At 61.7% G+C, this 13,179-nt stretch carries 9 protein-coding genes; 8 read left to right on the top strand and 1 reads right to left on the bottom strand.

What is annotated here, in order from left to right; all coding sequences use genetic code 11:
- Positions 1-336: 336 nt before the first annotated feature.
- Positions 337-2,118 carry a 1-deoxy-D-xylulose-5-phosphate synthase gene (locus AAA069_RS08005; RefSeq protein ID WP_271740099.1) on the bottom strand — a complete coding sequence of 594 codons (1,782 nt, stop codon included), beginning with the start codon at positions 2,116-2,118 and terminating at the stop codon, positions 337-339.
- Positions 2,119-2,346: 228 nt separating this feature from the next.
- Here AAA069_RS08005 and AAA069_RS08000 point away from each other — a divergent pair, with 228 nt between their 5' ends.
- The 8 genes from AAA069_RS08000 to AAA069_RS07965 all read left to right on the top strand — a co-directional run bounded on the left by AAA069_RS08000 (position 2,347) and on the right by AAA069_RS07965 (position 12,923).
- A complete protein-coding gene (locus tag AAA069_RS08000) occupies positions 2,347-2,883 on the top strand; it encodes an HD domain-containing protein (protein ID WP_349128048.1) in 537 nt (178 codons plus the stop codon).
- Positions 2,884-2,886: 3 nt separating this feature from the next.
- Positions 2,887-3,906, top strand: a complete 1,020-nt coding sequence (locus AAA069_RS07995) for a putative ABC transporter permease (protein ID WP_349128047.1) — start codon at positions 2,887-2,889, stop codon at positions 3,904-3,906.
- Between the two features lie 198 nt (positions 3,907-4,104).
- Positions 4,105-5,382: an ammonium transporter gene (locus tag AAA069_RS07990; RefSeq protein WP_349128046.1), complete on the top strand. Its 1,278-nt coding sequence runs from the start codon at positions 4,105-4,107 to the stop codon at positions 5,380-5,382.
- A gap of 190 nt (positions 5,383-5,572) precedes the next feature.
- On the top strand, positions 5,573-5,911 hold the full coding sequence (locus tag AAA069_RS07985) for a P-II family nitrogen regulator (protein WP_349128045.1): 339 nt from the start codon (positions 5,573-5,575) through the stop codon (positions 5,909-5,911).
- Positions 5,912-5,998: 87 nt separating this feature from the next.
- Positions 5,999-6,856, top strand: a complete 858-nt coding sequence (locus AAA069_RS07980; RefSeq protein ID WP_349128044.1) for an HAD family hydrolase — start codon at positions 5,999-6,001, stop codon at positions 6,854-6,856.
- A gap of 156 nt (positions 6,857-7,012) precedes the next feature.
- Positions 7,013-7,138, top strand: coding sequence for a hypothetical protein (locus tag AAA069_RS07975; RefSeq protein WP_260699404.1), 126 nt, complete (start codon positions 7,013-7,015; stop codon positions 7,136-7,138).
- Positions 7,139-7,412: 274 nt separating this feature from the next.
- On the top strand, positions 7,413-8,123 hold the full coding sequence (locus tag AAA069_RS07970; protein ID WP_349128043.1) for a TetR-like C-terminal domain-containing protein: 711 nt from the start codon (positions 7,413-7,415) through the stop codon (positions 8,121-8,123).
- A 12-nt stretch (positions 8,124-8,135) separates the two neighbouring features.
- Positions 8,136-12,923, top strand: coding sequence for an acyl-CoA dehydratase activase-related protein (locus AAA069_RS07965; protein WP_349128042.1), 4,788 nt, complete (start codon positions 8,136-8,138; stop codon positions 12,921-12,923).
- Positions 12,924-13,179: the final 256 nt, after the last annotated feature.

Here is a 13,179-nt window from a genome sequence, read left to right as displayed (position 1 = left end):
GACAAACGTCGGTTGTTGCTGCTGAGATAGTGCTTTTCGGACGGCCCGCCTCGCTGTTTTGTCTCAATCAGTAACAGGTAGACGAGGAAATGGGTTCTAACTGTTGCAGATCGAGATTTTCTCTTCAGGGGAATTCGAATGTCTCGATCTGTAACATCTGGACGGACAAAAGGTCTCTATCTGTTACAGATTGAGACAAAGGTCAGGGACTAAGACGTCTTGTCTAGATCTGTAACAGTTAGACGGGAATTCGGGCCCTAGATGTTACAGATTGAGATAATCGCGTCGCGAAAACAAAAACCTCCGCAGGGGGGTGCTTTCCTTGCGGAGGTTTTCTTACTCGTTGAGTAGTCTTGCGGCTTCGGCGGCCATGTTCTCGACCGTCATGCCGTTCTGCGCGAGCAGTTCGTTGGGGTCGTAGCGGTCGGGGAAGCCCTTGGCGATGCCGAAGGTGCGCGTGCGCACGGGCGTGCAGGCCAGGTAGCACGCCACGCGCTCGCCCCAGCCGCCGTCCAAGATGCCGTCCTCGAGGGTGACGACAACGCGATGCTCGGCGACAAGGCTGTCGAGGAACTTGCGGTCGAGCTCGGCTGCAAAGCGAGGGTTGACGAGCGTGGCCTCGATACCGTACTCGGCGGCCAAGCGGTTTGCCACGCGCTCACCCAGCTCAAAGAAATCGCCAAGCGCGAGCACGGCAACGTCGCGGCCCTGACGCACCACGTTGTAGCGAACGGCGCTGTAGTCGGTGTCTTCGGCGGGCGCAAGGTCGGGGCGGCTTACCAGGCCGATGCCCGGTACGCGGATTGCCACGGGATGCTCGCGGTGGTCGAGCGACCAGCTCAGCATGGACAGATATTCCTCCATGCAGGCCGGCGCCAAGTAGTGCATGTTGGGAAGACCGCCCAGCATGGAAATATCAAAGAACGAAAGATGCGTCTCGGACGTGGTGCCAAAGATTGACGCACCAAACACCAAAATGGTTGCGGGGGCGTCGTTGAGGCACAGGTCGTGCCACAGCTCGTCGTAGGCGCGCTGCAAAAACGTACCGTACACACCAAAGACTGGCTTGGCGCCCGAGCGCGCAAGCGCGGTGGCAAAGGTCACGGCGTGCTCCTCGGCAATGCCCACATCGACGAACTGTTTGCCGGCGGCAGCGCGAAGCTCGGGTGTAAAGCCCATAATGTAGGGCGTGGCGGCCGTGATGCCAACGACCTGTGGATCGCGCTCGATGGCGGCGCTGAGCGCCTCGCCCGTAATGTCAGCATAGGTGCGCGGCGCGGGCTCGCTCGGATGGCCCGGGCAGAGCTTGCGCCCAGTCGCCATGTCAAACGGACCCACGTGGTGCCAGCGTTCGGGGTCGCTCTGGGCCGGCTCAAAGCCCTTGCCCTTGGCGGTGGAGACGTGCAGCACGATGGGATGATCGATATTGCGCAGTTCCTGCAGCGCGTCGACGAGGGCCAACACATCGTTACCGGCGTCCAGATAGCGGTAGTCGAGCCCCATCGCGCGGAAAACGTTGCGCTCACAGGTGCCGTTGCTGGTGCGCAGCTCGGCCAGATTGCGATACAGGCCGCCATGGTTCTCGGCGATGGACTGGTCGTTATCGTTGACGATGATGATCAGGTTGCTATCGAGTTCGGCGGCATTGTTAAAGCCCTCAAACGCCAGGCCGCCCGAAAGCGAGCCGTCGCCAATGATGGTGATGACGTTGTACGTATCGCCCGCCAGGTCACGAGCGTGCGCCAGGCCGCAGCCCAGGCTCACCGACGTGGAGGTATGGCCCATGGCGAACAGGTCGTGCTCGGACTCGTCGGGATTGGCAAAGCCAGAGGCCTCGCCAAAACGTTCCGGATCGATATAGGTATACGCGCGCCCGGTCAGCGCCTTGTGGGCGTAGGTCTGGTGCGAAACGTCAAAGACTATCTTGTCGATAGGGGAGTTAAACACGCGATGAAGCGCAACCGTAAGCTCAACGACGCCCAGGTTGGGGGCAACGTGCCCGCCGACGGCGGCGGAGCTTTCGAGGATGGCGTGGCGAATCTCGTCGCAGAGCTGCGGGAGCTCGGCACGATTAAGAGCCTTGACGTCCTCGGGCGTTGTCGTTTGCGTAAGCAGCATCGTTGTGGGTTACTCCATGCGAATCGAGCGCCGGCGCTCCCTCGGCCGACACAATTGCACAAGACAGTCTCGCACATTTTGGCGTTTGATATGTGACGGCGGCGCGGTAATTCGCCAACTGGTGGGGCAAAACGTTTTGTCCGATGCCATACTGATATGTTCCATGATGTTTTTATCGATTGTGCACAGGCCGTGGCTTGTCGCCGTGAGTCGCTGGAAGGAGGCAGCATGTCCGATGTCGTTCGTGCCGAGAAAATCGCGCGCGAGGTCGACGATGCCGCCCGCCAGCTGGCCCAGGCAGGCCGCTTGGACCTGACGCGCGAGTTTATCCAGCATGGCGACGTGACGGTCTATGCACATGTGACCTCGGTGGCGCGGGCGAGCCTGTCTTTTGCCGAGCGCCTGGGCCGCGTCGGTGTCTCGGTCGACCGTGCCTCGTTGTTGCGCGGAGCCCTGTTACACGATTACTTTCTCTATGACTGGCACGATCCCGACCCAAGCCATCGGCTGCATGGCTTTCGCCACCCGTTTTTTGCCCTGACGCGTGCCGAGGAAGATTTTGAGCTGACGCCGCGCGAGCGGAATATTATCGTGCGGCATATGTTTCCGCTGGTGCCGGTGCCGCCGACGTGTCGTGAGGCTTGGATTGTGTGCCTGGCGGATAAATGGTGCGCGCTGCGCGAGACGGTCGCCGGTCGTCTGCGGCGCAAGGACGAGACGGACGATGGCGTGAGCAGCGAATCGAGTGAAAAGAGGAGAGGATAGACGGTGGGGACCGCGATCGACATGGCATTTGACGGCGCGACGCTTGCCGCCTGTCCGCTTTCGGCACTGGTGCTCTCGTTCGCCTTCTACGGGTTTTGCGGCTGGGCATGGGAATCGACAGTCTGCGCCATGCTCAACCACGGGCGCTTTGCCAACAGCGGCTTTTTGCTGGGGCCGTGCTGCCCCATCTATGGCGCGGGCGGCATTGCCTGCTGGCTGCTGTTGCGCGGGATTCCGGATGCCTCGAGCCAGTTTGTCGCTGCAGCGCTCGTATGCAGCGTGATCGAGTACAGCGTAGGCGTGCTGCTGGAAAAAACAACGGGCGCTCGCTTTTGGGACTATTCGCACCTGCCGTTTAACCTGCACGGACGCATCTGTCTGTACTGGGCATGCGCGTTTGGCTTGGGTGCGTTGTGCATTTGCCGTTTAGTGGAGCCTGCATTGCTGGGGCTGCTTGGCCATCTGCCGGTGCTGATTGTGCGGCTGTCCGCCTTTATCGTCGCGGTCGCGATGATGGTCGACGCGGCATGCTCGTTGGCGAGCTGGCGGCGTCTGTCCGATCAGTTGGAGCGCGTCCGGGCCGACCTTGCCGACCGCATCAATGAGTCGCTTGCCGATGCGTCCGACTCCATGCTCGAACGTATTCCCGATTCGGCGATCGACTCGGTGGCACAGACGCATATCCGCAGCCGTGCCGTTAACGCGTGGCTGGCGGAGCTGGGCGACGCGACGCTCGATGCCCTGCGCGAGAAGGCTTCGATGCCGACGTTTATCTCGGATGGTGCTCGCGGCCTGGCGCTCGCTGCCCGCCGCGTGGCCGATGCCGCGCCGAGCATGCCGCGTCCGTCGCTCAGTCGTCGCCTTGCCGGTAAGCGCATGAGCCGTCCGGTACCGAGCGTGTCACTCAGCCGCCGCGACCTACGCTTTTTCAATGCCTTCCCGCGCCTGCGCATCAACCGCTACGAAGGCGTCATCCGAGCCACCGACCTGCGCGACCGCGCCCACGAGCTGTTTCGGCGCTAGTCGGGACGGGCGCGCTCACGGCTCCCTTGCTCGCGTATTTCCCGTTCGTTTCGCACCCGTTGTCGTGCCGTTTTCAAGATTGCGGCACCGTTTCCATTCGACAACGCAGCGTTTAACAACGCCGTGTCTGGTCTACACCAGTTGCCCCTCGGCCGCATTATGGGCGCCGACAACGTTCGTGCGATCAAGGGGGAGCGAATGTACGATACGGGATCGACAACGTTTATGCTCATCTGCACTATGCTCGTGTTTTTAATGACACCGGGTCTGGCGTTTTTCTATGGCGGCCTGTCCAGGCGCAAAAATGTCATCAACACCATGCTCATGTGCTTTGGCGCCATTGGCCTGGTTGGTGTGCTGTGGATTGTTGCCGGCTGGTCGCTGGCCTACGGCGGCGACGGTTCCAGCCCGTTTATTGGAGGCCTTGACCAGCTACTGTGCCTGCCGGTGCTCGGTCGGGTGCTGCAGGCGGCCGAGGGCACCGCGTCGGACGGCGCCGTCTACCCGGAGATTATCAACATCGCCTTCCAGATGGCGTTTGCCATGATCACGGCCGCTATCGTTACGGGCAGCCTGGCCGGCCGCGTTAAGTTTGGTGCCATGACGGCCTTCCTGGGTATTTGGCTGCTTGTGGTCTATGCGCCGCTCGCCCACATGGTTTGGGGCGGCGATGGCTCCTTTATCGGCGACATCATCGGCGCGCTCGACTTTGCCGGTGGCGACGTGGTGCACATTTCGTCCGGTCTGACGGGTCTGATTCTCTGCCTGATGCTCGGCCGACGCCGAGGCTTTGGCATGGTGAGCTACCGCCCGCATAACGTACCGTTTGTGGCGCTGGGCGCCGGGCTGCTTTGGTTTGGCTGGTTTGGCTTTAACGGCGGCAGCGAGTTTAAGGCCGACGCCGTGGCGGCGCTTGCCATCCTTAACACCGTGACGGCCAGCGCGGCGGGCATGGTCTCGTGGCTTGCCGTCGAGCGTGTGCATACCGGTCGCCCCACGCTGGTGGGTGCCAGCACCGGTCTGGTTGCGGGCCTTGTGGTGGTCACGCCCGGCGCAGGCTTTGTCGAGCCGTGGGCGGCGCTGGTCATGGGCCTGATCGTCTCGCCTGTCTGCTACCTGGCTATCAGCCATCTTAAGACCAGGTTCGGCTACGACGATGCGCTCGATGCGTTCGGTTGCCACGGCATTGGCGGCATCTTGGGCGGCGTGCTCACGGGCCTGTTCTGCGTGCCGGAGCTTTCGTGGACCGGTAAGGGCGGCCTGTTCTACACGGGCGACGTTTCACTGCTCATCTCGCAGATTTTGGGCATTGTGGTGACGGTCGTTATTGTGCTGGTACTCGATCTGGTGATCGCCGCGGTGGTCAAGGCGCTGTTCCATGACAGCTTGCGTGTGGACGAGGCCGACGAGGCGCTGGGCCTGGATGCAAGTCAGCACGGCGAGAGCGCGTATCCCTCGTTCTCCGGACTCGATTAGCAGCTTCCCCAGGCTCCGCACCTTGCCGTTCAATCGTCGCGTGGCTTTCCCAGGCACCCGAGATTGCCCCTCAAACCGTCGCTTGCGTACCGAAGTACGCGGCGCTCCTCTTTCGGGGCAATCTCGGGCACCTCGAAAACCCGCGTCATTGAATGGCAATTCATTTCTTTATTAAAGAGAGGAATTCATTATGGAAAAGATCACGGCTATCGTGCGCCAGGAAAAGCTCGAGGTTCTAAAAGACGCGCTGTTTGCTGCCGATGTTCGTGGCATGACTATTAACCAAGTGCAGGGCTGCGGCGCACAGCATGGCTGGAAGGAATACGTACGCGGCAACGAGCTGCTTGTCAACATGATCCCTAAGGTACAGTTCACCCTTATTTGCGCCGACGAGCATGTCGACGGCATTGTCGAAATTATCTGCAACGCCGCACGCACCGGAGCCGTCGGCGATGGCAAGATCTGGGTCGAGCCGGTCGAGGAAGTTATCCGCATCCGCACCGGCGAACACGGCCCCGCCGCGGTGTAGGACAATCTTTCGCCTGACGGGCGTGCCTCTCTTGGGGCGCGCCCGTTCTCGTCTACAATATCGTGCAGACGAAGGAGAGGCACGCCCATGATCAAGATGTTTGCGAGTGACTTAGACGGAACGCTGCTGAACGCCCTGCATGAGGCGGATGGGACCATCCGCCGTGCCATTCGCGAGCTGACCGAGGCTGGCCTGCATGTGGTTCCCGCGACCGGACGCTCGACGCTGCCGATCGGCGAGCATGGCTTTACGGGCCTGGCGCTTGACGCCTGCTGCTCCAACGGATCCATCGTGCGCGACAGCCATGGCGAGGTGCTCAAGACCTGGACCATCGACCCACAGATCACCGAGGAGCTGCTCAAGGAGTTTCCGGACATTTGCTTCGACTGCTCCACGCCCGACGGCATGTTTTCGAGCGGATCGTTCGAGATGCACCAGGCGGGCTTCAAAAAGGACAGCCCTATCAAGCGCATCGTGATGCGCGGCATGCGTGCGCGTGGCGGGTACCACGAGGAACAGTACTTCGACCAGTCGATTGGCGACATCCTGCGTCATGACGTGTGCAAGATCAACTGCCGTGTGACCTCGCCCGAGCTGGAGCGCGACCTTAAGGCGTATTTGGCCGAGCGTTCGGACCGTGTGGTCAACGCGCCGTTCGATCCGGTGATGTTCGAGATCACGGACGTGGCATGCAACAAGGGCGAGAGCGTGGTCTGGCTGGCGGGCTACTACGGCATTGCCGAGGACGAGGTCGCGGTCTACGGCGACGGCGGCAACGACATTGCCATGCTCAAGCGTTTCCGCCACAGCTACGCGACCAAAAACGCAAGCGATGCAGCTAAGGCCGCCGCGAGCGCGACCATCGGCAGCTGCATGGTCCACGCCGTTCCCAAACACATGCTTGCCACCATGCACAAGCAGAATTCCTGCACCGTAATCGAATAATGTGACAAAGGGACAGCCCCTTTGTCACAGGTGACGCTGGTCTCTTGAAATACGAACAAACATTCGCATATCTAACTGCGCTTTGATAGAATTGATACTGTTGGCGGCAGTTCCATGTGCCGGGCAACGCCCTCCATCTGATGGGAGGTGATGCCCATGACCGATCTGATTGATTTCGTGAGACTTCTGACCGCTTTGGTCTCGTTCTCCACGGCGCTCGTCGGGCTTTCCGAGGCACTCAAGCAACGTTCGAAGCAACGTAAAAGGGGTCGCCGCCGCTAAGGCGTTGACCCCTTAATCCAAGCAACGGCGCTGCCCAGCTTTCCAGAACTTGGGCTGCCGTCGACACTATTCTACCCACGAATGACATTTTGAACAATCGGCAATGCCGCTCCAAAAGCCAGGCACAACTGGCACAACCTAGGCGGTCGCTGAATGTGACAAAGGGACTGCCCTTTGTCACATTCCAAATATTGCCTTTACGTGTTGATACACACGGTGTGCAATAATACTCGCACTGTGCAATAGCGTACAGTCTGAGTAACAAGGAGGACGCTTGTCCCAGCTCGAGAAATGTGATCGCCGGTCCCTTCGCTCACAGCGTGCCCTTCGCCAGGCACTTGCCAGCGAACTTGCCGAAAGCGGCGATCTTTCGCGCATTAATGTCGCGTCGCTCACCGAGCGCGCTGGCCTTACGCGTCGAACGTTCTATTCGCACTACCGCGATATCCCCGACTTTATCAGTCAGATCGAGGACGGCCTGCTTGCCGAGATTCGCGAGCGGGTGGAGCTTATCACCGCAGCTCAATTACCCGATCTTTACCGCAACATCGACGAGCTCGAGCCGGCGCCCGGTTCGGTTGAGCTGCTGCGTTATCTTGCGGCCAACCGCGACTTAATCGGTGCGCTGCTGGGTCCGGGCGGCGACCAGGCCTTCATTAAAAGGATTATCGATACCGCGCGTGAGGCCGTAGTGCCTCGTGCACAGACGGGCATTTTGGGCCTGGCGCTGGGCACGTTCTTTGACTACTACGTCACCTACGTTGTGAGTGCCGAGGTCGGCATGATTCAGCGCTGGTTTGAGCGTGGGCTCACCGAATCGCCCGAGGCCATGGCGCGCATTATGACGGTGCTCGCTTTTGTTCGTCCTGGCGACCTGTATGGCCAACCCATCGATATCAACGTGCCGGAATACGGCATGAAGCTATTGAACTTGCAGCTCGAGGACGCGGCCGACACCGCCGCAACCGTCGAGTCCAACAACTAAGAGGAGAGACAGATGAGCAAACTCGTCGAGGGCATCAAGGACCGTATGGTCGCTGCCGCGCGTGAGGCTGCACCCGCCGTGGTGGATGCCGCGCAGAAGGCCGCGACCGCGGCTGCCGAGAAAGTTGTCGAGGCAGTTGCCGATGCCAAGAACGCGGCAGGGGAGACGTCCGTCGCTAGCGAGCCCGCCACCGCCACCGAGCCCGTAGCCGCCACCGCCGCCCACGCCCCCGAAGGCGCGATCTTCAACCCCGGCAACGCCCACGGCAACCTGCACCTGGGCATCGACGTGGGCTCCACCACCGTTAAGCTCGCCGTGCTCAACGACGACAACCAAATCGTTTACGCCAAGTACCAGCGCCACCACACCGACGTCCGCGCTTGCGCCCGCGACTTGTTCGAGGTCGCCGCGACTGTGCTGCCGACGGCCCAGATGACCTGCGCCATCACCGGTTCGGGCGGTCTGCTGCTGTCCCAGTGGCTCGACCTGGAGTTTGTCCAGGAGGTCATCGCCAGCAAGCGTGCCGTCGAGACTCTCATTCCGGCCACCGATGTCGCCATCGAGCTGGGCGGCGAGGACGCCAAGATCATCTACTTCGACAACGGCATCGAGCAGCGCATGAACGGCACCTGCGCCGGCGGCACGGGCGCGTTCATCGACCAGATGGCCACTCTGCTACACACCGACGCCAGCGGCCTTAACGAACTCGCGGCCAACGCCACCACCATCTATCCCATTGCCAGCCGCTGCGGCGTCTTCGCCAAGACTGACGTGCAGCCGCTGCTCAACGAAGGCGCCCGCCCCGAGGACGTCGCCGCTTCCATCTTCCAGGCCGTCGTGACCCAGACCATCTCGGGCCTGGCGTGCGGCCGTCCCATCCGCGGCAACGTCGCCTTCCTGGGCGGCCCGCTGCAGTATCTCTCCGAGCTGCGCCACCGCTTCTACCTCACGCTCAACCTGGACGAGGAGCACCGTATCGTGCCCCAAAACGCTCACCTGTTCGTGGCGAGCGGCGCCGCCATGGCGCACGAGTCCAACAAGCTCAGCACGTTCCCGCAGCTCATCGAGGCCATCGACAGCTTAGGCGACACACAGGGTGCCGAGGTCGAGCGCCTGGATCCGCTCTTTGCCACCGACGAGGACTTTGCCGAGTTCAAGACCCGCCACGACCAGGAAGTCGTCCCCAAGGGCAAGCTCGATGGCTACGCCGGCCGCGTGTTCATCGGCATCGACGCCGGTTCCACCACCATGAAGGCCGCACTCGTGGGCGAGGACGGTCAGCTGCTGCACACCTGGTACGGCAACAACAACGGCGACATCCTGGGCACGGCCAAGGTCATCATGGCCGATTTCTACAACCACATTCCCGCCGGCTGCACCATCGGCCACGTGACCACCACGGGCTACGGTGAGGCGCTGCTTATCGAGGCCCTCAAGGCCGACTCCGGCGAGATCGAGACCGTCGCGCACCTGCGCGGCGCCAAGGCGTTCCTGCCCGGCGTCGAGTTCATTCTGGACATCGGCGGCCAGGACATGAAGTGCCTGCGCGTCAAGGACGGCGTTATCGAGCACATCATGCTCAACGAGGCCTGCTCGTCGGGTTGCGGTAGCTTTATCGAGAGCTTCGCCGTCTCTATGAACATGGACGTGCGCGCGTTCGCCAACGCTGCCATCCATGCCAAGGCTCCGGTCGACCTGGGAAGTCGCTGCACAGTCTTTATGAACTCGCGCGTCAAGCAGGCGCAAAAGGAAGGCGCCACGGTGGGCGACATCGCGGCCGGCCTGTCCTATTCCGTCATCAAGAATGCCCTCTTCAAGGTCATTAAGCTGCGCGACCCCAAGGAGATCGGCAGCCAGGTGATCGTCCAGGGCGGCACCTTTATGTCCGATGCCACGCTGCGTGCGTTTGAGCAGCTCACCGGCGTTCATGCCGTACGTCCCGACATCGCCGGCTGCATGGGCGCCTACGGTGCGGCCCTGCTCGCCCGCGATCGCGCCGGCGCCGACGGCACTTCGACCATCCTCTCGGCCGAGGACATCGCGCACCTTACCGTGACGCAAAAGCATGTCCGTTGCGGCCGTTGCTCTAACAACTGCCAGCTTACCGTCAACGATTTTGGCGGCGGTAGGCGCTTCATTACCGGCAACCGCTGCGAGAAGGGCGCCGGCCACAAAAAGCAGAAGACCGAGGCCCCCAACCTCTTCAAAAAGAAAAACGAGCTGCTCTTTAACCGCGAGGTCCTGAGTCCCGACGAGGCCCCGCGCGGCACCGTCGGCATCCCGCGCGCGCTCAATATGTACGAGAACTACCCCTTCTGGCATGCGTTCTTTACGCGCCTGGGCTTTAGCGTGCAGCTGTCCGACCAGTCGAGCAAGAAGACCTACCAGGCGGGCATCGAGTCCATGCCGTCCGAGAGCGTGTGCTACCCGGCAAAGATGAGCCACGGCCACGTGATGAACCTTATCGACCGTGACGTCGACTTCATCTGGATGCCGTGCGTGCGTTGGGAGCGCAAGGAGGATCCGACGGCTGGCAACTGCTATAACTGCCCCATCGTCATGAGCTACCCCACGGCGCTGGCGCTCAATGTTGACGAGATCCGCGAGCAGAACATCGAGTTCCTGTATCCGTTTGTGCCGTATCACGACAAGACCGAGCTCAAGCGCCGCCTGTACCAGGTGCTCGCCGTCGACCGTGTGGCCGATGCTGGGGCCGGTCGCGGTCGCGTGCGCGGTCCTAAAATCACGCGCTCCGAGGTTGATGCCGCCGTCAACGCTGCTTTTGAGGCCGACGCGCGCTTCCACGAGGATATCCAGACCATGGGCGAGGAGGCTCTCAAGTGGGTCGAGGACCACGGCGGTCACGGCATCGTGCTCGCCGGTCGTCCCTACCATAACGACCCCGAGATCAACCATGCTCTGCCCGAGCTTATCTCGAGCTTTGGCTTTGCGGTCTTTACCGAGGATTCGCTCGCGCATCTGGTGAAGCCCGAGCGTCCCATCCGCGTCGTCGACCAGTGGATGTACCACAGCCGCCTGTACGCCGTCGCCCGTTTTGTGACGATGCGCAACGACCTGGACCTGATCCAGCTCAACTCCTTCGGCTGCGGCCTGGACGCTCTGACCACCGATCAGGTGCAGGAGATCCTGGAGGCCAGCGGCAAGATTTACACCGTGCTCAAGATTGACGAGGTATCCAACTTGGGCGCCGCGCGTATCCGTATTCGCTCGCTCATGGCGGCGCTCAAGGACCAGGAGGCCGAGCGCTTGGTCGAGGCCACGGCTGCGGGCGAGGCCTACGAGCAGGGCGACGCCGCGCCGGTGGCGCCTTCCACGGATGCTCCCGCGTTTGCGAGCCGTAAGTACACGTTTGAGGCGCAGCGCGAGAGTGCTTCGACCGCATGGCCCAAGGTACCCTTTACCGAGCAGATGCGTGACGAGGGCTACACCATCCTGTGCCCGCAGATGGCGCCGATCCACTTTGACCTGGTCAAAGAGGTATTCCGCGGTGCCGGCTACAACTTGGAGCTGCTGCCCTCGACCGATCACGACGCCGTCGAGGCTGGCCTGCGCTACGTGAACAACGACATCTGCTACCCGTCGATTCTGGTGACCGGCCAGATTATGGAGGCCATCGAGAGCGGTCGGTACGACCTGTCCAAGACGGCCGTGGTTATCAGCCAGACCGGCGGTGGCTGCCGTGCCACCAACTACATCGCACTCATCCGCAAGGCCCTGCGCGAGAGCGGCCACCCCGAGATCCCGGTGATCTCGCTTTCGGCCGTGGCGCTCGGCGAGGACAACCCCGGCTTTAAGATTACGCCGGCGCTGCTCAAGCAGGCGGTCTACGCGGTGCTCTTTGGCGATGTGATGATGCAGATGCTCTACCGCTGCCGCCCGTATGAGGCAACGCCCGGTGCCGCCAACGCGCTCTACGAGGAGTACATGGCGCGCGCCCGCAAGCTGGCGCCTAAGTTCAACAGACACAACTACACCAAGCTTGCGCGTGAGGCCATACGCGCGTTCGACACCATGCCGCTCGTGGGCGAGGGCACCAAGCCGCGCGTGGGCGTGGTCGGCGAGATCTTGGTCAAGTTCCATCCCACAGCCAACAACCACGTGGTCGACGTTATCGAGCGCGAGGGCTGCGAGGCCGTGGTACCGGGCCTGCTCGACTTCTTCCTGTACTCCATGAGCAACGCCGAGCTGCAGAAGGATGAGCTGGGTAGCTCTGCTACCACGCGCGCTGGTATGCAGGCGCTCATCAAACTCGTGGACTGGATGCGTACGCCGGTGGAGGAGATGCTCGAGAAGTCCCGCCGCTTTGAGGCACCCGAGCGCATCGGTACCATGGCCGACAAGGCCCGTACGGTGCTTTCGGTGTGCAACAACATGGGCGAGGGCTGGCTGCTCACGGCCGAGATGCTCGACCTGATCGATCACGGTGCGCCCAACATTATCTGCACGCAGCCCTTTGCGTGCCTGCCTAACCACGTGGTGGGCAAGGCCGTGATCAAGGAGCTGCGCCGTCAGCACCCCGAGAGCAATATCGTCGCGGTGGACTACGACCCCGGCGCGTCCGAGGTCAACCAGCTCAACCGCATTAAGCTCATGATCAGCGTGGCCAAGGAGAACATGCGCGCCGGCAAGGGCTTTAAGCTCGAGAAGGTGGCGCCGCTCGCGATGGACGAGGTCACCGGCCAGATGCGTGCCCATGACGGCTGCGTGAGCTGCGGCTCGGTCGATGAGAGCGCCGTGGCGTCGGTCGCTGAGCGCCTGGGATGCGGCATTAAGAAGTAACTGGCCTGCTTTGGGCTAGATATGAGGCAAACGGGTGGTAGCCGACGGGCCGTCACCCGTTTTTGCTGGACATATGTTGCGTAAACGCCCTAGCTATCATCCCTTGCGAACTTAGATTTCGGAAGTATGCGGCAAAATCTGAATAGGCCGAGCACACCGGGTATGCCCAAGCTCTGTACCTGCGGTTTTATTGGTGAAAAACCGGGGTGCGCTCGAGAGTTCCGGAATTTGCCGCATACTTCCGAAAACGGCGGTC

The sequence above is a fragment of the Collinsella sp. CLA-SR-H006 genome, assembly GCF_040097075.1.
Taxonomy (GTDB): Bacteria; Actinomycetota; Coriobacteriia; order Coriobacteriales; family Coriobacteriaceae; genus Collinsella.
The sequence above is the reverse complement of the archived record's forward strand: the minus strand, read 5'-3'. Positions and strand labels throughout refer to the sequence as shown.